We start from the raw sequence: 23690 nt of genomic DNA, 5'->3' as shown, positions 1-23690 counted from the left end.
GAGACAGATTTCCCACATTATAGGCGGTACGCGATGAACGACGCTGACCCTGAGCACACCGAAAGGACGACCCGGGTGAGCACGTGCCGGACAAGCCGCCCGATCGGAAGCGCGCGCCGGAAATCGAACCGACGCCCGAACCGAAAGCCGAACCGAGGCCGACTTGCGCTGACGGTCCCCGCGCGATGAGGTGCGCTGCCGCTTTGGAGCTGATGTCGCGAACGAGTCAACCGCCGCTGTCGTCAGCGGTTCAGCCCCACACGTCAGCGGTTCAGCTCCACCGACTCCGACTCGCACCCTCCAACGCGCCCGCTGCCCATGTGCGGTGTGAGCCCCACTTGACAGGACCGAAACAGAAGGGACCCGGACCGGAAACCGCCCGACGGCACGCTTTCCCGACATGACAGACGGTGCACGGTCGGCAACTCCACCGGGGCTGACGCCCCGGGAAGTGGCGACGCACTGCCCGTACTGCGCACTGCAGTGCGGAATGACGCTGCGCGCGGGCGACACCGGGGTGACCGTCCACCCGCGCCAGTTCCCCACCAATCGGGGCGGGCTCTGCCAGAAGGGTTGGACGGCCGCCGAACTGCTCGACCACCCGGACCGACTGACCACCCCGCTGGTGCGCGACCCGGCCACCGACACACTGCGCCCGGCAAGCTGGGACACCGCGCTGGACCGGGTGGTCGCCGGCATCCGCGCCGTCCAGGCCGACGCCGGTCGGGACGCGGTCGCCGTCTTCGGCGGTGGCGGCCTGACCAACGAGAAGGCGTACGCGTTGGGGAAGTTCGCCCGGATCGGGCTGCGGACCCGGCACATCGACTACAACGGACGGTTCTGCATGTCCTCGGCGGCAGCCGCCGGGATGCGCGCCTTCGGCATCGATCGTGGGCTGCCGTTCCCGCTGGCCGACCTGGGCCGGGCCGACACCCTGCTGCTGGTCGGGGCGAACCCGGCGGAGACCATGCCGCCGCTGGTGCGGTGGCTCACCGAGCAGCGCGGCAACGGCGGGAAACTGATCGTCGTCGACCCCCGGGTCACCGCCACCGCCCGCCAGGCCGACCTGCACCTGCAACCACTGCCGGGCACCGACCTCGCGGTGGCCAACGCGCTGCTGCACATCGCGCTCACCGAGGGGTGGGTCGACCGGGCGTACGTCGCCGAGCGCACCACCGGATTCGACGCGGTCCGCCGCGGCGTCGCCGCCTGGTGGCCGGCCCGCGCGGAACAGCTGTCCGGGGTGCCGGTGGCCGACCTGGAGGCGACCGCCCGCGCGCTGGGCACCGGCGGTCGGGTGATCATCCTGACCGCGCGCGGCGCCGAGCAGCACGCCAAGGGGGTGGACACCGTCACCGCGTACGTCAATCTCGCCCTCGCCCTCGGTCTGCCCGGCCGCGACGGTTCGGGGTACGGCTGCCTCACCGGCCAGGGCAACGGCCAGGGCGGCCGGGAACACGGGCAGAAGGCCGACCAACTCCCCGGCTACCGCAAGATCGACGACCCGGCGGCCCGGGAACACGTGGCCGGGGTCTGGGGCGTACCGGCCGACGAACTGCCCGGCCCGGGGGTGCCGGCGTACCAACTGCTCGACGCGCTGGGCACCCCGGGCGGGCCGCGCGCGTTGCTGGTGTTCGGGTCCAACCCGGTGGTCTCGGCACCCCGGGCGGCCCGGATCGAGGGCCGGCTGCGCGACCTGGACCTGCTGGTCGTCGCCGACCTGCTGCTCTCCGAGACGGCCGCGTTGGCGGACGTGGTGCTGCCCACCGCGCAGTGGGCCGAGGAGGACGGCACCATGACCAACCTGGAGGGTCGGGTGCTGCGTCGGCGCGCACTACGGCCACCCCCGCCCGATGTCCGGACCGACCTGGCCATCATCGCCGGCCTGGCGGCGCGGCTGGCAGTCGCCGAAGCGACCGACACCGCACCGGCCGGCACGGCGCCGACAACCACCAGGACGCCCGGCACCGCACCGGCCGGCACGGCACTGGCAAGCACCAGGACGCCCGGCACCGAATTGGCCGGCACCGCACCGGCACCCGCCGAGACGGCCGGGCGACCGGAGGCTGCCGTCTCGGCGGGGCGTTTTCCCACCGACCCGGCTGCCGTCTTCGCCGAGCTGCGCCGCGCCTCCGCGGGCGGGGCCGCCGACTACGCCGGCATCAGCTGGGACCGGATCGACGCCGACGACGGCGTCTACTGGCCCTGCCCGACCGAGGACGGGCCGGACACGCCACGACTCTTCGCCGACCGGTTCGCCACCCCGGACGGCCGGGCCCGCTTCCACGCCGTCGACCATCGGCCGGCCGCCGAACAGGTCTGCGCCACGTATCCGCTGCACTTCACCACCGGTCGGGTGCTCGCGCAGTACCAGTCGGGAGCCCAGACCCGACGGGTGGCCGCGCTGCGTCGCGCCGCGCCGGAGGCGTTCGTCGAACTGCACCCCGACCTGGCCGCCCGGCTGGGCATCGACGACGGCGACCCCGTGCGGGTCACCTCGCGCCGAGGTGAGTTCCGCGCCCCGGCCCGACTCAGCGCCGGGATCCGACCCGACACCGTGTTCGCCCCGTTCCACTACGCCGGGGCGGGACGCGCCAACTCGGTGACCAACGACGCGGTCGACCCGATCTCCGGGATGCCCGAGTTCAAGATCTGCGCCGTCCGGGTGGAGAAGGCATGACCGCCCGGGTGGTCATCGTCGGCAACGGAATGGCGGGCGCGCGCCTCGCCGGTGAGCTGCACGCCCGGGAGGGAGACCGGAAGGTCACGGTGCTCGGGGCCGAGCCGCACCGCGCGTACAACCGGATCCTGCTCTCCACTCTGCTGGCCGGCCGGATCGGCGAGCCGGACGTGGAGCTGACCGAAGCCGCCGGGCACGGCGTCGACCTGCGCAGCGGCGTACCGGTGACCGCCATCGACCGGTCCGCCCGGCAGGTCCGCACCGACGACGGCGAACGAATCGGGTACGACCACCTGGTACTGGCCACCGGCGCCCGCGCGGTGGTCCCGTCGCTGCCCGGCCTCGACCCGGCGAACCTGCCGGAGCGGGTGGTCCCCTTCCGGACCCTGGACGACTGCCGGCGGATCCTCGCCGCGGCGGACGGCGCCCGCAGCGCGCTGGTGCTCGGCGGCGGGCTCCTCGGCTTGGAGGCCGCCCGAGGACTGGCCACCCGGGGCCTGGCCACCACAGTGGTGCACCCGAGAGAACACCTGATGGAACGGCAACTGGACCCGGCGGCCGGTGCGGTGCTCGCCGGCACACTCGCCGGTTTCGGTGTCACCGTCCAACTGGGAGTGTCGGCCACCGGCGTGGCCACGGACGCCAACGGTGTCCGCCTCGACCTGGCCGACGGCCGGTCGCTCCACGCCGACCTGCTGGTGCTCTCCTGCGGCGTACGACCGGACACCGCCCTCGCGCAGGCCGCCGGTCTGACCGTGCGGCGCGGCGTGGTGGTGGACGACCGGCTCCGCACCAGCGACCGGTCCATCTCCGCGATCGGCGACTGCGCCGAGCACGACGGCGTGCTCACCGGGCTGGTAGCGCCCGCCTGGGCCCAGGCCCAGGTGCTCGCGGACGTGCTGACCGGCACCGACCCACTGGCCCGCTACCGGCCCCGGCCGGTGGTGACCCGGCTGAAGGCCGCCGGGATCGACCTGGCCTCGATGGGTGACGCGGCCGGTGGCGAGCCGGGCGAGGAGCTGACCTTCGCCGACCCGGCCCGGGGCACGTACGCCCGGTTGCGGATCCGGGACGAGCGGTTGATCGGCGCGATCCTGCTCGGCGACAACCCGGCGGTCGGCACGGTGATCCAACTCTTCGACCGTGGCCACCCGGTGCCGACCGACCGGCGGGCGCTGCTGCTGGGCCGGGCACTCGGTGCGGTCGGCGCGACCCCGGCCGCCTCACCGGCGCTGATGCCGGACGCGGCCACGGTGTGCCAGTGCAACACGGTGAGCAAGGGCGCACTGGTCAGAAGCTGGCGCTCCGGCGCCCGGACTGTCGATGCGGTGGTGGCCGCGACCCGGGCCGGCACCGGATGCGGCGGATGCCGGGACGCGGTGAGCGGCATCGTCGACTGGCTGAGCCAGGCGGAATCGGTGGAGGTGACGCGATGAGCGGCGGCGATCTGATCGTCATCGGCAACGGAATGGTCGGGCAGCGGTTCGTGGACGCGCTGCGCGCCCGCGACCCCCAGGGCAGCTGGCGGGTGACGGTGCTGGCCGAGGAGGGGCGCCCGGCGTACGACCGGGTGCGGCTCTCGGCGTACTTCGACGGGGTGACCGAGAGCGAACTCAACCTGCACACACCCGACGACGGGGTGCGGCTGCGCCTCGGCGAACCGGCCACCGCCGTCGACCGGGACCGACAGGTGGTGACCACCGCCGTCGGCGAGTACCGCTACGACGCGCTGGTGCTGGCCACCGGGTCGTACCCGTTCGTACCGCCGGTGGCCGGCACCGAACTGCCCGGCGTCTTCGTCTACCGGACCCTGGACGACCTGGCGGCGATCCGGGCGTACGCGCGGGGCCGGCGAGTCGGCGCGGTGATCGGGGGCGGGCTGCTCGGTCTGGAGGCCGCGAACGCCCTGCGACTGCTCGGCCTGAGCACCGACGTGGTCGAGTTCGCTCCCCGGTTGATGCCGGTGCAGGTGGACCAGGCCGGCGGCGCGATGCTCCGTCGCTACGTCGACGACCTGGGCGTACGGACCCATCTCGGGGTGGCGACCACAGCGATCCGTCCCGGCCCGGACGGCGGCGTCGCGGCCCTGGAACTCTCCGACGGCAGCACCATCGACGCCGAGCTGGTGGTGGTGGCCGCCGGCATCCGGCCCCGGGACCAGTTGGCCCGCGACGCCGGTCTGCCGCTGGGCCCGCGCGGCGGGGTGCTCGTCGACGCGACCTGCCGCACCGTCGACGAACGGATCTGGGCGGTCGGCGAGTGCGCGGCGGTCGACGGCACCTGCCACGGTCTGGTCGCGCCGGGCTACGCGACGGCCGAGGTGGTGGCCGACCGGCTGGTCGGCGGCGCGGCGACCTTCCCGGGTGCGGACACCGCCACCAAACTCAAGCTGCTCGGCGTGGACGTGGCCTCGTTCGGTGACGCCCACGGCGCCACCGAGGGCTGCCTGGACGTCACGTTCACCGACCCGGCCACCCGGGTCTACGCGAAGCTGGTCCTCTCCGACGACGCGCACACCCTGCTCGGCGGGGTGCTGGTCGGCGACGCCAGCGCGTACCCGACGCTGCGCGCGAGTGTGGGCGGCCCGCTGCCGGCCGCGCCGCTGGCGCTGCTCGCCCCCGACGGCGGCGGCGCGGACGCCGGGGCGCTGCCGGCCACCGCGCAGGTCTGCTCCTGCAACGCGGTGACCCGGGGCGACGTGGACGCCGCCATCGCCGGTGGTTGCGCGGACGTGGCGGCGGTGAAGGCCTGCACCCGGGCCGGCACCAGCTGCGGTTCATGCGTGCCGATGCTGAAGCAGCTCCTGGACGCGGCGGGGGTGGCGCAGTCCAGCGCGCTCTGCGAGCACTTCGACGTCAGCCGGCGGGAGCTGTTCGAGATCGTCCGGGTGCGCGGCATCCGCACCTTCTCCCGGCTGGTCGCCGAGCACGGTCGGGGCCGTGGCTGCGACATCTGCAAGCCGGTGGTGGCCTCGATCCTCGCCTCGCTGGGCAACGGGCACGTGCTCGACGGTGAGCAGGCGTCGTTGCAGGACACCAACGACCATTTCCTGGCCAACCTGCAACGCGATGGCAGCTACTCGGTGGTGCCCCGGATACCGGGCGGCGAGATCACCCCGGAGAAGCTGATCGTGATCGGCGAGGTCGCCCGGGACTTCCAGCTCTACACGAAGATCACCGGTGGGCAGCGGATCGACCTGTTCGGGGCGCGGGTGGAGCAGTTGCCGCAGATCTGGCGGCGGCTGGTGGACGCCGGCTTCGAGTCCGGTCACGCGTACGGCAAGGCGCTGCGCACTGTGAAGTCGTGCGTGGGTGAGACGTGGTGCCGGTACGGGGTGCAGGACTCGGTGGGGTTGGCCGTCGCGTTGGAGCTGCGCTACCGCGGGCTACGCGCCCCGCACAAGCTCAAGTCGGCGGTCTCCGGTTGCGCCCGGGAGTGCGCCGAGGCCCGCAGCAAGGACTTCGGCATCATCGCCACCGAGACCGGCTGGAATCTCTACGTGGGCGGCAACGGGGGTTTCCGCCCCCGGCACGCCGACCTGTTCGCCACCGACCTGTCCACTGACGAGCTGATCACGCTGATCGACAGGTTCCTCATCTACTACATCCGCACCGCCGACCGGCTGCAACGCACCGCCGGCTGGATCGAGGCGATGGACGGCGGCCTCGACCACCTGCGCGCGGTGATCGTGGACGACTCGCTCGGGCTCTGCGCCGACCTGGACGCGGCGATGGCCCGGCACGTGTCGTCGTACTCCGACGAGTGGCGTGACGTCCTGGACGACCCGGACCGGCTGCGCCGCTACACGTCCTTCGTCAACGCCCCCGACGTGCCGGACCCGTCGATCACCTTCACCCGGGAACGCGGCCAGCCGGTTCCCGTACGCGCTGACGGTCCGGCCGGCGGTCACCGTCCGCAACCCGTCACCCTTGGCCTACCGGAGGTACGGCGATGACCCAGACCCTCGCGCTCACCTGGACCACCGTCTGCCTCCTCGACCGGTTGGAACCGGACCGGGGCGTCGCCGCCCTGGTCGACGGGGTGCAGGTCGCCCTCTTCCGGACCGCCGACGGGCTGTTCGCGATCGACAACCGCGATCCGGTCTCCGGGGCGTACGTGCTGTCCCGGGGCATCGTGGGCAGCCGCGGCGGGGTGCCGACGGTCGCCTCACCGCTGCACAAGCAGGTGTACGACCTGCGCAGCGGGCACTGCCTCGACCTGCCCGGGGTGACGGTGGCCCGACACGACGTGCGCTGCCGAGACGGGCTGGTCGAGGTGCGGCTGCGACAGGAGGCTTGATGCGGGAAGAACTGGCGGGCTTCACCATCGGGGTGACCGCCGACCGGCGGCGCGACGAGCTGGCCGCGCTGCTCGAACGACGGGGCGCCCGGGTGGTGCTCGCCCCGGCGTTGCGGATCGTGCCGCTCTCCGACGACACCGAGCTGCGTGAGGCGACCCGCGCCTGCCTCGACCAGCCGCCGGACATCCTGATGGCCAACACCGGCATCGGTATGCGCGGTTGGCTGGAGGCGGCCGAGGGTTGGGGGCTGGCCGAGCCGCTGCGTTCCGTGCTGGCCAGCTCGTACGTGGTGGCGCGCGGCCCGAAGGCCCGCGGCGCGATCCGGGCGGCCGGCCTGCACGACCAGTGGTCGCCGGCCTCGGAGAGCTGCGACGAGGTGGTCGACCACCTGCGTCGGCGCGGCGTCGCCGGGCAGGTGATCGCCATGCAGCTGCACGGCGAGCGGCAACCCGAGTGCACGCTCGCGCTGGAGGCGGCGGGCGCCACCGTCATCGAGGTGCCGGTCTACCGCTGGGCACCGCCGACCGACCCGGCGCCGCTGCACCGGTTGATCGACCTGATCGCCGGCCGGCTGGTGGACGCGGTGACGTTCACCTCGGCGCCGGCGGCCGAGGCGTTGCTGCGGGCCGCCGGGGACCGCACCGACGCGGTGCTGTCCGCGTTGCGCGGTGATGTGCTGGCCAGTTGCGTCGGCGCGGTGACCGCCGAGCCGCTGCTGCGACGCGGGGTGCCGGTGAGCGCGCCGGGTCGGGCCCGGTTGGGCGCGCTGGTACGGACCATCGTCGACGAGCTGCCCCGCCGGACCGTGACGTTCAAGGCCGCCGGGCACCTGCTCACGTTGCGCGGGCACGCCGCGGTGATCGACGGCGAGCTGCGGCCGCTCGCGCCCGCACCGATGGCGGTGTTGCGGGCGCTGGCCCAGTCACCGGGGCGGGTGCTGTCCCGCACGGCGTTGCTGCGGACCCTGCCCCGGGGCGCCGACGAGCACGCCGTGGAGATGGCCGTCGCCCGCCTGCGGGCCGGCCTGCGCGCGCCCCGCGTGGTGCAGACCGTGGTCAAGCGCGGGTACCGGCTGCGGGTGGACTGAACGCGTCACGGCCGGCCGTCGCGCGCCGGCCGTGACGCGGTGGTTCAGCCGACCGGCGTCGGGAAGCCCCGCCCGTGCTCCGACTGGAGCCGGAGCATGGCGTGCTCGACCACCGTCACCAGCACCTGCTTGACCGAGTCCCGCTGCCGGGCGTCGGTCATCACCAGCGGCACCTGCGGCGAGATGGCCAGCGCCTCGCGGACCTCCTCCGCCTCGTACTGCGGAGCGCCGTCGAACTTGTTCAGCGCCACCACGTACGGCAGGTTGCGGTTCTCGAAGTAGTCCAGCGGGGCGAAGGCATCGGTGATCCGGCGGGTGTCCACCAGCACGGCGGCACCCACCGCCCCCCGGATGATCTCGTCCCACATGAACCAGAACCGCGTCTGACCCGGTGTACCGAAGAGGTACAGGATCAGGTCCTGGGCCATGGTGATCCGGCCGAAGTCCATGGCGACCGTGGTGGTCTCCTTGCCCGGCACCTTGGACGGGTCGTCGATGCCGACACCCGCCGCGGTCATCAACGCCTCGGTGGTCAGCGGTGTGATCTCGGAGATCGCCCCGACCAGTGTCGTCTTACCGACGCCGAAGCCGCCCGCGACGACGATCTTCGCGGATACGATTCCCCGGCCCGGCCGCCCCCCTGCGGGGTCATAGCCTGCGAAGTCCACTTAGCACCCTTCCAAGCAGTTCCATCCGCTCCTCGAACCCCTCGGCGGGAGCAGCAGTGTGTAACGTCAGCAGGCTCTCGGCCACCATGTCGGCGACCAACACCCGGGCGACGCCCAGCGGCATCCGGGTGTACGCGGCGATCTCCGCCAGCGACTGTGCTCGGCCCTCACAGACCGTGGCGATGCGGTGCTTGTCGTGCCCGGCGAAGCGGGACTCCGCGACCTGGGTGGGCGAGGCGGTGAGGACGGCCTCAAGGGCGATGTCCTGTCGGGGCTCGGTACGACCACGGGTGACCGCGTACGGACGCACCAGCGCGCCGCGCGGGTCAGCGCGTCGTTGGTCCATTCCCGGTCACCTCCTCGTCCCTTGCGGAGCCGGCCTGCGCCGCCTCTCGTCCCTGGTCCGGCACTCGAAGTGAGCGCCGTCCCCCGGTGTTAAGAGCGCACCGCGTCGCGCGGCAGCGGCACCAGCGCGGCGCCCACCCGTTCGACCAGCAACGCCATCTCGTAGCCCACCTGACCCACGTCGCAGCTGCGCGCGGCCAGCACGGCCATCGACGAACCGTCGCTGATCGACATCAGGAAGAGGTACCCGCTGTCCATCTCGATGACTGTCTGCAACACCCCGCCCGCGCTGAACATCCGGGCCGCGCCCTCGGTCAGGCTCACCACCCCGGAGGTGATCGCAGCGAGCTGGTCCGCCCGGTCCGCCGGCAGGTCCCGGGAGGACGCGAGCAACAGCCCGTCTGCGGACACCGCCACCACGTGGGCGATGCCCGCCACGCTGTCGGCGAAGTTGGTGAGCAGCCAACCCATGTCCTGCATGGCAGCTGGCCTGTTCATCGGCTCTCCTTGGTCGAGGTGCTGTTCAGGTCCGTTCCGGCCGTACGACCGCGCTGCACACCGCGGTGGTAGGCCGACAGCAGACCACGTACTTCATCCGGGGTCCGCCGGCTGCGGTCCCGGCCGCTCTTGGGCTCGATGCCACCCGGCACGAGCTGTGCCTGCGGCACCCGCTTGGGCAACCCGGAACGGGTGGTCCCGGCGGGGGCCGGCTCGGCAGCCCGGCTTGCCCGCGACCAGCCCTCGTCGGCCGCCGTACGCCAGGCCTCCGGGTCGGGAGCGGGCGCGGCCGGAGCCGTCCGGCCAGCCGGTGCCGGGCTCGGGGTCGGGGTGTACGACGGTGGCGCCGACGACCGGGCGGCGAACCCGTCCATCGTCGCGCCGCCGTTGCCCCCGGTGCCCGGCGCGGTCGTGCCGTCGGAGCTGCCCGGGGTGCGGGTCGGCAGCTTCGGCCGGGCCGGCGCGGCCGGCACGGACGCCGCGCTGTTGCCGCTGCGCAGCCCGGAGTCGGCGGCGGGTGCGGGCGGCTCGTCGAAGTTGGGCCGGGTGAAGATCGCGGTGGCGTCGTCGCCGTGGGACCGGAACCAGACCGCTTCCATCTCCCGGAAGATCGGCGCTTCGGCGGGGAAGTCGGGCCGGGTGCTGACCGGTGCGGCGGGCACCGACGGCACGGCAGGCACCGGCGGTGCGGCGGGGACCGGCGGTGCGGCCGGTGGTGCCACCGCACCCGGCCCGGCGACCGGCCCGACCGGAAGGCCCTGGCCGCCGCGCCCGTCCGCGCCATCCGCGGTGGCGCCCCGACGTGGCAGCGGGTCGACCGTCGGGTAGGCCACCGTCGGGCTGCCCATCGAGGCGCCCGCGCCGTTGCTGTACGCCGGACGTGCCGGCGGGAGCGGGGCGGCGGGTGCCGGAGCGGCCGGTGCCGGGTCGGCGGGTACGGGCGGCATGGTCGAGCGCGGTCCGGTGTAGCCACCCGCCTGTACGGCCGGGGTGGTGTCCCGCGAGTCGAGCGGTGACTGCCACTGGGCGGGTGCCGGCGTGCTGGTCCGCCACTGGTCGGGCAGCGTCGCCGCCGACGTGGCGGCACCGGCGAACTGCTCGGCGTGACCGACCGGGGTGAGCGGCGTCTGCTCCACGGCCATCGGCTGACGCGGCCGGGTGAGCACCTGCTCCCGGCCCCGGTTGCTGGGCAGCACCACCGTGGTGGCGGGCAGCGTCACCTGGGCTACGGTGCCGCCCTCGACGTTGCGGCGCAGCTCCACCCGGATGCCGTAGCGGGAGGCGAGCCGACTCACCACGGCCAGACCCATCAGCCGGAACGCGGCGACGTCGACGCTCGGCGGGGCGGCCAGCCGCCGGTTGAGCGAGTCGAGCTGTTCGTCGGTGAGGCCGAGCCCACGGTCCTCGATCTGGATCAGCACGTAGTCGCGGATCCGGCGACCGTCGGCGACCACAGTGGTGTTCGGCGGTGAGAACCGGGTGGCGTTGTCGAGGAGTTCGGCGACGAGACGTACCACGTCGTTGACCGCGTGGGCGGCCACCGAGATGTCGGTGTCCACGGTCCCGAACTCGATGCGGTTGTACAGCTCCACCTCGGACTGGGCGGCGCGCAGCACGTCCACCACCAACGCGTCGTCACGACGCGGTACGGCGGAGTCGGCGCCGGCCAGGACCAGCAGGTTCTCGTCGTTGCGGCGCATTCGAGTGGCCAGGTGGTCCAGTTCGAAGAGCTGCGCGAGCCGCTTCGGGTCCTCCTCGCCGCGCTCGATCGCGTCCAGCTCGCCGATCATCCGGTCGACCAGGGTCTGACTGCGGCGGGCCAGGTTGAGGAACATCGCCGAGACGCTGGTCCGCAGTGCCGCCTGCTCGGCGGCGACCCGCACCGCCTCCCGGTGGACGACGTTGAAGGCCAGCGCCACCTGACCGACCTCGTCGCGACTGTTGAGCTGGATGGGGTCGCGGACCTGGCGGACGATCTCGTCCACCCCGCCGTCGCCCACGCTGCCCATGTTCTGCAGCCGCTGCACGGCGTCGGGCAGGTCGTGGTTGGCCACCGAGAGGGCGCCCTCACGCAGTCGGCGCAGCGAGTGGTTGAGCGAGCGGGCCAGCACCACGGCCAGCGACACGGCGATGATCAGGGTCAGCAGCACCAGCACCGACTCGACCACTGCCTGCCGGATGACGTCCGAACGCGCCTGGTCGGCCTGCTGGAGCAGTCGGTCCTGCAGTTGGATCTCGGCCCAGCGCATCAGGTCGTTCACGGCGCCGATGGCCGCGGTGGCGTCCTGCGCGCTGACCAGCGGGCGCTGCCCGACCGAGCGGGTGATGTCGGTGGCCACCCGGTCGGACAGACCGACCGCGTCGCCGGAGACGGTGCTGTTGACCAGGCCGCGCTGCACCGGGTCGGCGGCCAGCGAGAAGGCGACCAGGGCCTCCTGCTGACCGGTCAACGTTGCCACGAAGGACGAGAACTGCTCCGAGTCGAGCTGGCCGGCCGTCAGCGCGGTGAAGGCGACCGCCTCTTCCTCGGCGACGGAAGCCTTGGCGCGGGCGAACGCGGCGACGGCGCGGCGGCTGTCCGCCAGGCTCTCGTCGCCGGGCAGCTGGGCCAGACCGTCACCGTACGAAACCAGGTCGGTGAGGATGACCCCGTAGCGGAGCACCGCCTCGGCGACCGCCATCTGCCGGCGGTCCAGCACCTCCTGGCGGGTGCCGTCCAGAGTGGCCAGGTGGTCGTCGATGGCGGCCAGCCGGTCCCGTAGGGCGGCCGGCACGTCGCCGATCCGGCCTCGCTCGGCGCGGTACTCGTCCACCTTCTGCTGCGTCTGGCGGACCCGCAGGTTGTACGCGTCGGCCGGCTGCTGCGGGGTGGCCAGGTAGGCGGCTGCGGCCATCCGCTCGGCGTGGAGATCCTGGGTGAGAGCGCTGACGTCGATGGAGAGGGCGGTCAGCGACCGGGCCCGGGTGGCGTCGAAGGCGCCTTCGCCGACGGAGATCAGACGGACCGTGGCCAGCGCGATCACCGCCGCCACCGGGACGACCAGAATCAGCGCCAGCTTGGACCGGATCCGGGCGTCGCGCAGTCTCGGCATCCGTCGGCGTTCACGCCGGTTGCTGTCGCCGAGCGCGGGCAGGGTCGTCGGTCCGGTGCTCACGACATCGCCTCCGTCGTTTCTTCCCCGCCTGAGCCGCCGAGCCATGCCGTAAGCGGAGGGGACCACGCGCGGCACGGCCGCGATTTCATCAGAGATGATCGTGTTTGGGAAGCCGCAGTGAGGTAGGAAACGGTCGGACGGAGCGCATCCCGTGATCCGGTCAACTGATACCTTCATTTCCGCAAGCCCCTGAACAGGGCATGTAACTCCAGAGTGGTCACGCGTGTATGCAAAGTGAGCTTTTGCAAACATTGCGTTACCCCAGCATGTGGGATGGCCGTCCCGAAAATGCCACCGGGGTCCGCGCTTGACCACAGCGCCGGCCATTGGCAAGGTTTTGCAGGCTTCGCGCACACCGTACGGCAGAGAAGATCCCGCCCTCCACTGAGGACGGATTAGCGGCGGTGACCGGGCAGCGCCCGCGCCCGCACCTGGAGGACTGAGTTGAGCCCCATCCGCTCCGCGACCATCGCGGCGCTCGCATCGGCCGTAGTGGCCACCACGCTCACCGGCTGCCAGTTCGGCGAGGCAGAGCAGGACACGAGTCCGATCGTGATCGCCGCTGATCTCGAACTGTCCGGCGCCGCAGCCACTGTTGGCCGGACATACCAGCGAGCCCTCGAACTCAAGGTCGAGCAGTTGAACTCCTCCGGAGCACTGAACGGCCGGGAGATCAAGCTGACGGTCAAGGACAACCGTTCCGACTCCGCCGAGTCACTTCGCAACATCGTCGACTTCAGCAACGATTCGCGGGTCAGCGCCATCATCATGGGCGGCTGCAACGAATGTGCGGTCGGTGCGGTCGGCACCATCAACGAGAAGCGGATTCCCACCATTGCGCTAGCCGCTTCCGGCGCGATCGCGGCACCGGTCGCCGAACGGCGTTACGTGTTCAAGCTGGGCCCTAACGCCCCGGACAGCGCCGCCGCGCTGACCACCGAACTGCGCCGCAACAACATCCGCAAGGTGGGGATGCTGGTCAGCGACGACGACTACGGCCAGGAGGGCGCGACCGCCCTCAAGAGCGAGCTGGACAAGGCAAACATCTCGCTCCGGCAGCAGCGGATCAAGACCACCGACACCGACGTGAACCGGCAGGTGCAGCAGCTCGCCTCGGGCAAGCCCGACGCGATGGTCTTCTGGACCCCGCCGGAGCAGGCGACCCTGGCCGCCGCCAGCGCCCAGCAGACCACCTTCCGTGGGTCGATCTACTTCGACGCGGGAGCGGCCGGGGACCTCTTCCTCGGCGCGGCCGCCAAGGCGACCGAGAAGGCGACGCTGATCTTCACGCAGACGATGGTGATCGACGACGTGATCGCGACCACGCCGGCCAAGGCCGCGCGGCGGCAGTGGTTCCAGGACTACACGGCACGCTTCGGCGGCTACAACGGGTCCTCGTCCTTCGCCGCGGACGCCGTCCAGCTCATCGCCGACGCCGAACTGCGCGCCGGCGGCGAGATCGGGAAGGTCGACCGCAACGGCATTCGGGACGTGCTGGAGACGTCCCAGATGGACGGTCTGTCCGGCCCGATCCGCATGACTCCGGACAACCACAGCGGCCTGATGCCGCAGGCGCTCACCACGCTTGTCGCCCGCAATGGTCGCTGGCGGCTGGCGGGGTAGACGCTTGGGCCTTTCATCTGGCAGGGCTTGTCGGGGTGCCGGGTGGGGGGTGTGGCCGACCGTGCCCGGCTCCGGGCGGTCAGGCTTGATCCCTGCGCCGGGCACGGTCGGCCACACCTGACTCGCCTGCGGCTTCGACGCGACAAGGGCCGGCCTCCGATGGGAGGCCGGCCCTTCGCGTTTTCTGGGATTGATCTCTTCTGTTGTTGGTTTGCCTTCAGCGGCTGCTGGTGGTTTCTCGGACCCAGGGCAGGGCGATTCGCTCGATCAGCAGGAGCGCCGAGTAGAGCAGGATGCTCACCAGCGCCACCAGCATGATCGCCGCCCAGGCGGTGGCGGCGTCGCCGATGCCCGCGTACTGCGTGATGACGTAGCCCAGGCCACTCTCACCGGCCTGGAACTCACCGATCACCGCGCCGATAGCGGCCAGCGGCATGCCCACCTTGAGCCCGACGAAGATCTGCGGCAGCGCGGCCGGGAAGCGCACCTTGCGGAACGCCTGCCAGCGGGAGGCGTTCCAGGAGCGCACCAGTTCGGCCAGGTCGGCCGGCGTGGTGGTCAGCCCGGTCGCGGTGGAGAGCACGATCGGGAAGAAGCAGAGCAGGAACACCATGGTCAGGATCGGTTTCTGGCCCCAGCCCAGCGCCACCACCAGCAGTGGACCCAATGTGATCTTGGGCACCGCGTTCACCGCGACGAGCAGCGGGGTGAACATCCGCTCCACAGTGCGGGAGCTGGCCAGGGCGAGCCCGATCAGCACACCGGCGACCACCGAGAGGGCGAAGCCGGTCAGGATCTCCAGCGTGGTGTCCCAGGTGTGCTCCAACAACTGGACGGGCTTCTCGACGAACGCGTTGAGCACGTCACCGGGCGGCGGCAGGGCGACCGGGTGAACCAGTTCCAGCCGGGCGACCAGCCACCACGCCGCCAGCGCGGTCAGGATGCCGACCGCGGGCAGCACCGCATCGGCACCGGCGCGCAGGCCGGCGCCTCGACCCGCGCGCCCCGCCTCGGGGCCGGCGTTGGGAGGCGGGGTTTCCGCCACCGCCGGGTCCGCTGACCGGACGTCGGTCATCTCTGTCCTCCTCGAAATCCCACGGCCCGCCGGGGGCCGACGAGCGTCGGGGGTACGCCCCACCGGGATCGGCGGAACGTACCCCCTGATGACGACCGGACGATCAGGCCTTCGGCGCGAGGCTGAAGTCGATGATCTGCTCGGGGGTGATGTTCTGCTTCAGCGCGCCGGCGCCCTGCAGGATGGCGATGCTCTTGGCGACCCGGCCGCTGTCCAGGGTGCCGATCGCGGTGCCGGTGTTGCCGGAGCGGACGTACGCGGCCATCAGGTCCAGCTCGGCGGCGGCGGAGACCGGGTTGGTGGCGTCGACGTTCTTCTTCAGGATGTCGGCGGCCTCCTTGGAGTTCGCCAGGCTGTACTCGAGGCCCTTGAGCAGCGCCGCGGTGAACCGCTTCACCATCTCGGGCTTCTCCTTGGCGATCTTCGAGGAGGTGATCAGCACGTTGCCGTAGAGGTCCTGCATCACGTTGCTGTACGGCAGCATGACGGCCTTCTTCTTGGCCGCCGCCTCGATGGTCGGCTGACCGACGACGAACTGACCGATGCCGTCCACCGAGCCGGAGGCCAGCGTGCCGATCAGGTTCTGCGCCTCACCGTTGACCCAGGTCACCTTGGTCGCGTCCACACCGGCGAGCCGGGCGTACGTCGGGAAGAGGTTGCGGACCACGGACCCGGGGGTGTCGGCGAGCTTCTTGCCCTCCAGGTCCTTCGGGGAGCTGATGTTCTTGCCCTCGACGGTGGCGATGCCCGCCATGGTGCGCTGCTGGATCGCGGCCACCGCGGTGAAGTCCTTCGCCTGGCCGTTGCCGAGCTGGAGCAGACCGCCGGTGAGGTCGATCGGGCCGAAGTCGGCCTGGCCGCCGACGACGGTCTGGATCACGCCGCCGGTGCCCTGGCCGGCCTTGATCTCGACGTCGAAGCCGGCTTCCTTGAAGAAGCCCTTGTCCTTTGCCACCCAGGCGTAGGAGTCACGGCCGAAGTTGCCGAACGAGGTGAGGTAGGTCACCTTCTCCAGCGCCTTGCCGTCGCCGCCCTTGACGTCGTCGGCCGAATCCGACCCGCTGCTGCAGGCGGAGACAAGGGCGAGGGCGGTGGCCAGCGCGGCCGTAGCGACCGTACGGGTCAGCCTTCTCATCAGTGCACCATGTCCTTTCCGACCGGGGCCGGCAGGCCACCGGAGGGGGTTGTTATGACGGGCCGGCGAGAGGGGTGGAAGCCGGGCTCCGCCGTCGTGAGGGGACTCTTCGCGGGCACAGCGTACGAGAAACCCACAGTTGTGACGCCAGGCGTATCGGGTTGCGGAACGGAAACAACATGACGACCACCCCAGCCGGTGCCATACCTCGACACGGCGGTTAGCCTTTGTCGGATTCCTGACCCTCGACTCAGCGGAGGTACGCCGGAGATGATCCGACTGTCCGGGGTGTCCCGAACCTTCGAGGGCCGGTCCGGCCGGGTGGAGGCGCTGCGCGGCATCGACCTCGACGTCGCCGAGGGCGAGTTCGTCGCCGTGCTCGGCCGCTCCGGCTGCGGCAAGTCCACTCTGCTGCGGCTGATCGCCGGCCTGCTCCCGCTGAGCGCCGGTGAGATCACCGTCGCCGGTACGCCAATCACCCGCCCGCGCCAGGACATCGCCATGCTGTTCCAGAAGCCGGCGCTGCTGCCCTGGCGCACCGTGCTGGACAACGTCCTGCTGCCCGTGGAGATCTTCGGCTGGAGCCGCGCCAAGCACCGGGAACGGGCCCGGCAACTGCTCGACGTGGCTGGGTTGGCCGGCTTCGAGAAGCGGCTGCCGCACGAGCTCTCCGGCGGCATGCAGCAGCGGGTGTCACTGTGCCGGTCGCTGATCGGCGAGCCCCGGGTGATGCTGATGGACGAGCCGTTCTCCGCGCTGGACGCGCTCACCCGCGAGGAACTCTCCGGCGAACTCCAGCGGGTGCACATGGAGAACAAGCCGACGATCGTCTTCGTCACCCACTCGATCGACGAGGCGGTGCTGCTCGCCGACCGGGTGGTCGTGCTGAGCCCCCGTCCCGGCCGGATCCGCAAGGTCGTCGAGGTGGCCATCCCCCGGCCCCGCACCCTGGGCCGCAACGCCCACCTGGCCGACGTCGCCCAGGTCAGTGCCGACCTGCACGAACTGCTGATGGAACGCGAGCAGCCGGCCTCCGTCGGCGCGGAAGGACACTGACCATGCGGGTGTCGGTCTTCACCGAGCCGAACCGTGGCGCCAGCTACGACACCCAGCTCCGGTTCGCCCGGCTGGTTGAGGCCTGCGGCTACGAGGGCTTCCTCCGCGCCGATCACTACCAGTCGATGGGCGCGGACCCGGGCCTGCCCGGCCCGACGGACGCCTGGCTGACCCTCGCCGCCCTGGCCCGGGAAACCGAACGGATCCGGCTCGGCACCCTGGTGACGTCGGCCACGTTCCGCCTGCCCGGCCCGCTCGCGGTGATGGTCGCGCAGGTCGACCAGATGAGCGGTGGCCGGGTCGACCTGGGCATCGGCGCCGGCTGGTACGAGCGCGAGCACACCTCGTACGGCATCCCGTTCCCGGCGGTCGGCGAGCGCTTCGACCGGCTCGCCGAGCAGCTGGAGGTGATCACCGGTTTGTGGGGCACCCCGCCCGGCCAGACGTACACCTTCACCGGCGACCACTACCGGCTGGTGGACGCTCCCGCGCTGCCCAAGCCGGTGCAGGTTCCCGGCCCGCCGATCATCGTGGGCGGGCGCGGCCCCAAGCGCACACCCGAACTGGCCGCCCGGTACGCCGACGAGTTCAACATGCCGTTCAAGTCCGTGGCCGTCACCGCCGAGGCGTACGACCGGGTGCGCGAGGCGTGTGAGCGGACCGGACGGGCGGAGTCCGGGCGCGACCCGTTGGTGCTCTCCGCCGGCATCGTCGTCGCCATCGGCCGCACCGACGCGGAGGCCCAGCGTCGGGCCGCGCCCCTGCACGAGAAGAGCGCGCTGCCTCCGGAGGACCCGGTGGTCGGCTCCCCCGCGCAACTCGCGCAACGGATCAACGAGTTCGCCGCCATCGGCACCACGCGGGTCCACCTGCGCCTGATCGACTTCGATGATCTCGACCACCTTGAGCTGATCGCCGCCGAGGTGCTGCCCCAACTGGACGGAGCACGATGACCGACGTGATCGACGGAACCGAACTCGGACCGGTGGGTCAGGAGATCGTGTACGAGAACGACCGGGTCCGGGTCTGGCACATCCGCCTCGAACCGGGCGAGCGGCAACCGCTGCACCGGCACGACCACCCCTACCTGGTGGTGGCGATCGAGGGCGCCAAGAACGTCGTACAGACCGTCGACGGCACCCGGATCGACGCCGACGAGCCCACCGGCGGGGTGGTCTACCGGGACCCGGGCGCGGTGCACATGCTGACCAATGTCGGGGATACGACTTACCTGGCCCGGCTGGTCGAACTCAAGTAGACCCGCCGGTGGCCACCGGCGTGCCGCGCGGCGCGCCGTTGGCTATCGGGTGTACCAGGTGCGTAACGTGCCGGACATGGCCTTTCGGACCTGGGGCAAACTGCTGCTCACGGCGCTCGGGGTGAGCGTGCTGGCCGGAGCCGGCCAGCTCGGCGTCGCGTACGGTTTCGGCATCGTCCGCCTGACCGGCGCATTCACCGGTACGACAGTCAACCAGTGGCCGGCCCAGCTCGTCTGGGTGGGCTGGTTCGCCGCGAACGCCGCCGTGGCTGGTGCCGTCCTGACCGGACGCCTCGCCCGCCGCGACGTTCCGGCGGCCAGCACCGGCCGGCAGTTGGCGGTCGGTGGCGCGGCGGCGCTCGGCGCCACAGTCATCGCCCCGCTCTGCATGCAGCCCGCCCGCGCCGCGGAGCTGATCTCCGTCGACCCGGTCTGGGCGGTGGGCATCTGCGCCATGGTCGGTGCGGTGATCGGGGCGGGCGCGGCGATCGCCGTCCTGTTCCGGCCCGAGCTGGGCTGGAACATGACGGCAGTGGCCGGTGCGGTCTGGTTGCTGGCGCTCATCTCCGTCCTACCGTCGCTCGGCACTGTCGGCCCGCTGCCGACCGTCCGGCTCGGCGTGCTGGAGCCGAGCTGGCTCGGCGACGCCGCCGCCCAGCGGCTGGCGCTGCTCCTGCTGCCCACCGTGGCGCTGCTGGCCGGCGCGGCGACCGCCGGGCTGGCTCGCTGGCGCGGCCAGGCCCCACTGGTCAGCGGGGCCACCGGGGTGGCCGGACCGGTGCTGGTGGCGTTCGCCTACCTGACCGCCGGTCCGGGTGACGCGGTGGACCGCTACCAGGCCACCCCCTACTACGGCTCGTTGATCGCGATCCTCGCCGGAGCACTCGGCGCGGCCGCCGCCGCGCTGCTGCGCTGGCCGACGGGCACCCGTACCGCCGATCCACAGGCGATCAAGCCCACCGCCATCCTGCGCCCACTGCCCGCCGGCCCGGCGTTGCCCGACGCCGCGTCGGCGAACGATCGGGACACCGCCGAGCGCGCCGACCCGGAATCGGCCAACGCCGAACTGTCCACCCGCGCGCAGCCGGACGTCGTCGCCGGCCCGTGGCCGACGGGCGACCCCGAGGGCGTACGCACCGTCCCGGCCCACTGGGACTGGCCGGGGACCACAGCGAGCGGCCAGCACGGCCCGACTCCCGCCGCTGCTCCGTCCGCCTCCACCCCGCCGTCTCCGGCGGATCCGCTGTCCCCCGCCGGCCCGGCGTCTCCCGCTGGTCCGTTGTCCGCCGCTGATCCGCTGTCTTCCGCTGGTTCGTTGTCTCCCGCCGGTCCGACTCAGTCCGCTGCCTGGCTGACCGCGCCGACCGGTGAACTCGCCGCGGCAGCCCAGACGCCCTCGGTGCGCGACGATGACGCCCCGGCCACGACCGGGCCCTCGGCCAGCACCGACGCCAGTGCCGCCACCGCGACCAGCAGCGCCGCCGGACGCACCGACGCCACCAACCCGGCAGGCGGCCGAGCGGCCGACGGGCCGACCGACAGCGTGGCGACGGGCACGAGCGGCAAGCTGACCGGTCGGCGCACCACCCGCAAGGCCGCCACCCCGACCAGCACCGACGCACCCGGCACGGACACGACCGGCACGCACACGACCAGCACCGACGCACCCGGCACGGACACGACCAGCACGCACACGACCAGCACCGACGCACCCGGCACGGACACGACCGGCCACGGCACGCCCGAGCCGCCGCAGACGATCAAGCCGCGGCGAGCCCGCAAGCCGAAGACCGACCCGGACGCCGTGGCTGACGGCACGTCCCCCACCGACACGACGGCCACCCCCGACACGAGCACCCCCGAGACGAGCACCGACGAGACGGCTCCCGACCGCGCCAAGAGGGCGACCGGGCCGGGCAGGTCCGCCGACAGCGTTGGCTCCGACGCGGCCACCGCCACTGCGGTGCCCGGCCAGGAGAGCCCGGGTGAGCGGTCGAGCGCGACGTCCGAGCCCACGTCGGCTGCTGACGCCGACACGGCAGCAGCCCGCAGCACCGCTCCCGGCGGGCGGCGAGCAACGGCCACCGGCTCGAAGCGAACGCCGGCCCGCTCGACGGCCGCCGGAGGCGGCACGACGCCGGTGCCGGCCGACGCCGAGTCACCGGCCACGGCAACCGCCGAGGCACCGACCACCACCGCCGGGGCGACACACGCACCGACCGCCCCAGCTGACGCGGCGCGAGCACCGGCGGCACCGACAGCGACCGGCGACTCTGCCGCGGCGGCCACCGCCTCCCCACGCGCTCCGAAGACCGGCACGGGCAGCTCGACAGCACCGGCCGACCCGACCAGTGACTCGGTGATCGCCGGGGGCATCGACAGCGCCGGGCCCGCCCCCGAGGTTCCCGCCGCCGGGTTGTTCGGGGCCACCGCCGCCGATGACCCGGACACGGACCGCTGGACGCCCGCACCGTCGGCCTGGCCGGTCACCTCGGCGTGGACGGTGCCACCGCAGGCCGCCGAGCCCGAGACGACGGCGTCGGACGGTTCGAGGGGGCCCGACGAGCCGACCGAGCCGACGCCCAGGCCCCGGCATCGGGCACCGTTGCCGGATCTGAGCCGGGCCGGCACCTGGAACGCGTTCGACACCTCCCGGCGCGCCAGGTCGACGGAACCGCGGGACAGCTCGTCGGCACGGACGACCTCGACCGGCACCAGCGAGCCGACAGTAGCGGCCCAACACCCGAAGCCGACGGAGTTGCCGGGGACGGTGGGCGCGCCCGCCGGTGCGACCGACAGCGGCACCGGCGATCCGGCGGGTGCCGACGCCACGTCACCGGCACAGGTGGCGGAGCAACCCTCCCGGCGAGGACGACTCGGTGGGCTGTTCCGCCGCAACCGGTCCCGTGCCGACGAGGAGGGCCCGAAGACGTCGGATGCGGCCGAGCCGCTGGCCACCCAGGACGAGGAATTCGTCGACTGGGTCGCCGGGCTGAGCAAGCCGGTGTCGGACAACGAGCCCGAGCAGGAGAACGGCCGCCGGTCGTTGCGCTCCAGCGGCCGACACCACCGCGACTGACCGATCGACTCGGGTCGTCCGGGCTGACACAGTCACCCGGACGACCCGACATTCATGAACCCGAGTCGATCAACCCACGGCAACCCGCGCACCGGACCACTGACGGCCCGGCCCAGCGGGCAGGTCAGGCGAGCGGCAGGTAGACCCGGCTACCGCCGGAGATGAACTCGTCCGACTTGTCCTTCATGCCGCGCGCCGCGTACTCCTTGAGCTCTTGGGTGATCTTCATGGAGCAGAACTTCGGGCCACACATCGAGCAGAAGTGCGCGGTCTTCGCCGGCTCGGCGGGCAGTGTCGCGTCGTGGTACGAGCGGGCCGTCTCCGGGTCCAGCGAGAGGTTGAACTGGTCCTCCCAGCGGAACTCGAACCGCGCCTTCGACAGGGCGTCGTCCCAGGCCTGCGCGCCGGGATGCCCCTTGGCCAGGTCCGCCGCGTGGGCCGCGATCTTGTACGCGATCACGCCCGCCTTCACGTCGTCCCGGTCCGGCAGGCCGAGGTGCTCCTTCGGCGTGACGTAGCAGAGCATCGCGGTGCCGAACATGCCGATCATCGCGGCGCCGATCGCCGAGGTGATGTGGTCGTACGCCGGCGCGATGTCGGTGGTCAACGGACCGAGCGTGTAGAAGGGCGCCTCGTGGCACCACTCCTGCTGAAGGTCCACGTTCTCCTTGATCTTGTGCATCGGTACGTGACCGGGGCCCTCGATCATCACCTGGACGTCGTGCTCCCAGGCGACCTTCGTCAGCTCGCCGAGGGTACGCAGCTCGGCGAACTGCGCCTCGTCGTTGGCGTCAGCGATGGAGCCGGGGCGCAACCCGTCGCCGAGGGAGAACGTCACGTCGTACTTCGCGAGAAGCGTGCACAACTCCTCGAAGTAGGTGTAGAGGAAGTTCTCCTCGTGATGCGCCAGGCACCACGCCGCCATGATCGAACCGCCACGGGACACGATCCCGGTCACCCGGTTCACGGCCAGCGGCACGTACGGCAGGAGCACACCGGCGTGCACTGTCATGTAGTCCACACCCTGCTCGGCCTGCTCGATCACGGTCTCCCGGAACACGTCCCAGCTCAACTTCACCGGGTCGCCGCCGACCTTCTCCAACGCCTGGTAGATCGGCACGGTTCCGATCGGCACCGGGGAGTTCCGCACGATCGCCTCCCGGGTCTCGTGGATGCGCTTACCGGTGGACAGGTCCATCACGGTGTCCGCGCCCCAGCGGGTGGCCCAGGTCAGCTTCTCCACCTCCTCCGCGACCGACGAGCTGACCGCCGAGGTGCCGATGTTGGCGTTCACCTTGACCAGGAACGCCTTTCCGATGATCGCCGGCTCGCACTCCGGGTGGTTGACGTTGAGCGGGAGCACCGCCCGGCCGGCGGCGATCTCGGACCGAACGAGTTCCGGGTCGACGTTCTCCCGGATCGCCACGAACTCCATCTCCGGCGTCACCACACCGGCCCGCGCGTACGCGAGCTGCGTCGGCCGGCGACCGTCCATTCCGGCCAGCGGGGTGCCCGGCCCCCGCACCGGCGCCACATCACCCCGCTCGGCGATCCACGGCCCCCGCAACGGCGGCAGCCCCACCTCCGGGTCCGAACCAGGACCCGACGTGTCGTAGAGCCGCACCGGTGGCAGATCACCGGTCAGCCCCACCTCCGCGAACGGCACCCGGACATCCGGCCGCGAACCCTCGACGTACACCTTGCCTCGTGCGTGCATGACAGCCTCCTGGT

17 protein-coding genes are annotated in these 23690 nt (G+C 72.1%); 10 read left to right on the top strand and 7 right to left on the bottom strand.

Translation table 11 applies throughout. The annotated features are described in order from the left end of the window. The first annotated feature begins 400 nt into the window (after positions 1 to 400). Genes IF22_RS0108100 through IF22_RS0108080 form a run of 5 tightly spaced genes read left to right on the top strand, consistent with a single transcriptional unit; the run spans position 401 to position 8067 of the window. Entirely contained in the window at positions 401 to 2680 is a 2280-nt protein-coding gene (locus tag IF22_RS0108100) for a molybdopterin oxidoreductase family protein (protein ID WP_051708248.1), read from the top strand. Beyond that, positions 2677 to 4116, top strand: coding sequence for an FAD-dependent oxidoreductase (locus IF22_RS0108095; protein ID WP_030329986.1), 1440 nt, complete (start codon positions 2677 to 2679; stop codon positions 4114 to 4116). Before IF22_RS0108100 ends, IF22_RS0108095 begins: the two co-directional genes overlap by 4 nt. Then, positions 4113 to 6635: a nitrite reductase large subunit NirB gene (nirB, locus tag IF22_RS0108090; RefSeq protein WP_030329984.1), complete on the top strand. Its 2523-nt coding sequence runs from the start codon at positions 4113 to 4115 to the stop codon at positions 6633 to 6635. Before IF22_RS0108095 ends, nirB begins: the two co-directional genes overlap by 4 nt. Further along, on the top strand, positions 6632 to 6979 hold the full coding sequence (nirD, locus tag IF22_RS0108085; RefSeq protein ID WP_030329982.1) for a nitrite reductase small subunit NirD: 348 nt from the start codon (positions 6632 to 6634) through the stop codon (positions 6977 to 6979). Before nirB ends, nirD begins: the two co-directional genes overlap by 4 nt. Beyond that, positions 6979 to 8067 carry a uroporphyrinogen-III synthase gene (locus IF22_RS0108080; RefSeq protein ID WP_030329980.1) on the top strand — a complete coding sequence of 363 codons (1089 nt, stop codon included), beginning with the start codon at positions 6979 to 6981 and terminating at the stop codon, positions 8065 to 8067. Before nirD ends, IF22_RS0108080 begins: the two co-directional genes overlap by 1 nt. Before the next feature lie 44 nt (positions 8068 to 8111). On the opposite strand, the gene IF22_RS0108075 is transcribed toward IF22_RS0108080, so the two are convergent. From IF22_RS0108075 to IF22_RS0108060, 4 genes are all read right to left on the bottom strand, one after another. Continuing rightward, entirely contained in the window at positions 8112 to 8735 is a 624-nt protein-coding gene (locus tag IF22_RS0108075; protein ID WP_030329978.1) for a GTP-binding protein, read from the bottom strand. Beyond that, a complete protein-coding gene (locus IF22_RS0108070) occupies positions 8716 to 9081 on the bottom strand; it encodes a DUF742 domain-containing protein (protein ID WP_007465174.1) in 366 nt (121 codons plus the stop codon). The genes IF22_RS0108075 and IF22_RS0108070 overlap by 20 nt, the downstream gene beginning before the upstream one ends. A gap of 89 nt (positions 9082 to 9170) precedes the next feature. Next, positions 9171 to 9578, bottom strand: coding sequence for a roadblock/LC7 domain-containing protein (locus IF22_RS0108065; RefSeq protein ID WP_030329975.1), 408 nt, complete (start codon positions 9576 to 9578; stop codon positions 9171 to 9173). After that, positions 9575 to 12733 carry a sensor histidine kinase gene (locus tag IF22_RS0108060; RefSeq protein WP_030329973.1) on the bottom strand — a complete coding sequence of 1053 codons (3159 nt, stop codon included), beginning with the start codon at positions 12731 to 12733 and terminating at the stop codon, positions 9575 to 9577. Before IF22_RS0108060 ends, IF22_RS0108065 begins: the two co-directional genes overlap by 4 nt. A gap of 444 nt (positions 12734 to 13177) precedes the next feature. On the opposite strand from IF22_RS0108060, the gene IF22_RS0108055 reads away from it, so the two are divergent. Continuing rightward, complete coding sequence (locus IF22_RS0108055) at positions 13178 to 14356, top strand: ABC transporter substrate-binding protein (RefSeq protein ID WP_030329971.1); 1179 nt, start codon at positions 13178 to 13180, stop codon at positions 14354 to 14356. Positions 14357 to 14573: 217 nt separating this feature from the next. On the opposite strand, the gene IF22_RS0108050 is transcribed toward IF22_RS0108055, so the two are convergent. Together IF22_RS0108050 and IF22_RS0108045 are read right to left on the bottom strand one after the other, a co-directional pair. After that, complete coding sequence (locus IF22_RS0108050; protein ID WP_030329969.1) at positions 14574 to 15431, bottom strand: ABC transporter permease; 858 nt, start codon at positions 15429 to 15431, stop codon at positions 14574 to 14576. A gap of 103 nt (positions 15432 to 15534) precedes the next feature. Then, complete coding sequence (locus IF22_RS0108045) at positions 15535 to 16566, bottom strand: ABC transporter substrate-binding protein (RefSeq protein WP_030329966.1); 1032 nt, start codon at positions 16564 to 16566, stop codon at positions 15535 to 15537. Positions 16567 to 16836: 270 nt separating this feature from the next. On the opposite strand from IF22_RS0108045, the gene IF22_RS0108040 reads away from it, so the two are divergent. From IF22_RS0108040 to IF22_RS0108025, 4 genes are all read left to right on the top strand, one after another. Further along, positions 16837 to 17622, top strand: a complete 786-nt coding sequence (locus IF22_RS0108040; protein WP_030329963.1) for an ABC transporter ATP-binding protein — start codon at positions 16837 to 16839, stop codon at positions 17620 to 17622. 2 nt (positions 17623 to 17624) lie between these two features. Next, entirely contained in the window at positions 17625 to 18575 is a 951-nt protein-coding gene (locus IF22_RS0108035) for an LLM class F420-dependent oxidoreductase (RefSeq protein WP_030329961.1), read from the top strand. Beyond that, complete coding sequence (locus IF22_RS0108030; protein ID WP_030329959.1) at positions 18572 to 18880, top strand: cupin domain-containing protein; 309 nt, start codon at positions 18572 to 18574, stop codon at positions 18878 to 18880. The genes IF22_RS0108035 and IF22_RS0108030 overlap by 4 nt, the downstream gene beginning before the upstream one ends. Before the next feature lie 76 nt (positions 18881 to 18956). Next, on the top strand, positions 18957 to 21959 hold the full coding sequence (locus IF22_RS0108025) for a hypothetical protein (RefSeq protein ID WP_030329956.1): 3003 nt from the start codon (positions 18957 to 18959) through the stop codon (positions 21957 to 21959). Positions 21960 to 22083: 124 nt separating this feature from the next. Here the strand turns inward: IF22_RS0108025 and thiC are convergent, their stop codons facing one another. Beyond that, positions 22084 to 23676: a phosphomethylpyrimidine synthase ThiC gene (gene thiC / locus IF22_RS0108020; protein ID WP_030329954.1), complete on the bottom strand. Its 1593-nt coding sequence runs from the start codon at positions 23674 to 23676 to the stop codon at positions 22084 to 22086. Positions 23677 to 23690: the final 14 nt, after the last annotated feature.

It is taken from the genome of Micromonospora parva, from assembly GCF_000718515.1.
GTDB classification, from domain to species: Bacteria; Actinomycetota; Actinomycetes; order Mycobacteriales; family Micromonosporaceae; genus Micromonospora; species Micromonospora parva.
Note: the sequence above shows the minus strand (reverse complement) of the source record. Positions and strands in the feature narration are given on the sequence as shown.

Excerpts from the sequence above, each read along its gene's own strand:
- IF22_RS0108065 (WP_030329975.1), bottom strand. The coding sequence starts at position 9,578 with ATGAACAGGCCAGCTGCCATGCAGGACATGGGTTGGCTGCTCACCAAC.
- IF22_RS0108040 (WP_030329963.1), top strand. The coding sequence starts at position 16,837 with ATGATCCGACTGTCCGGGGTGTCCCGAACCTTCGAGGGCCGGTCCGGC.
- IF22_RS0108035 (WP_030329961.1), top strand. The coding sequence starts at position 17,625 with ATGCGGGTGTCGGTCTTCACCGAGCCGAACCGTGGCGCCAGCTACGAC.
- IF22_RS0108100 (WP_051708248.1), top strand. The coding sequence starts at position 401 with ATGACAGACGGTGCACGGTCGGCAACTCCACCGGGGCTGACGCCCCGG.
- thiC (WP_030329954.1), bottom strand. The coding sequence starts at position 23,676 with ATGCACGCACGAGGCAAGGTGTACGTCGAGGGTTCGCGGCCGGATGTC.
- IF22_RS0108045 (WP_030329966.1), bottom strand. The coding sequence starts at position 16,566 with ATGAGAAGGCTGACCCGTACGGTCGCTACGGCCGCGCTGGCCACCGCC.
- IF22_RS0108030 (WP_030329959.1), top strand. The coding sequence starts at position 18,572 with ATGACCGACGTGATCGACGGAACCGAACTCGGACCGGTGGGTCAGGAG.
- IF22_RS0108025 (WP_030329956.1), top strand. The coding sequence starts at position 18,957 with ATGGCCTTTCGGACCTGGGGCAAACTGCTGCTCACGGCGCTCGGGGTG.
- IF22_RS0108070 (WP_007465174.1), bottom strand. The coding sequence starts at position 9,081 with ATGGACCAACGACGCGCTGACCCGCGCGGCGCGCTGGTGCGTCCGTAC.
- IF22_RS0108095 (WP_030329986.1), top strand. The coding sequence starts at position 2,677 with ATGACCGCCCGGGTGGTCATCGTCGGCAACGGAATGGCGGGCGCGCGC.
- nirB (WP_030329984.1), top strand. The coding sequence starts at position 4,113 with ATGAGCGGCGGCGATCTGATCGTCATCGGCAACGGAATGGTCGGGCAG.
- nirD (WP_030329982.1), top strand. The coding sequence starts at position 6,632 with ATGACCCAGACCCTCGCGCTCACCTGGACCACCGTCTGCCTCCTCGAC.
- IF22_RS0108080 (WP_030329980.1), top strand. The coding sequence starts at position 6,979 with ATGCGGGAAGAACTGGCGGGCTTCACCATCGGGGTGACCGCCGACCGG.
- IF22_RS0108050 (WP_030329969.1), bottom strand. The coding sequence starts at position 15,431 with ATGACCGACGTCCGGTCAGCGGACCCGGCGGTGGCGGAAACCCCGCCT.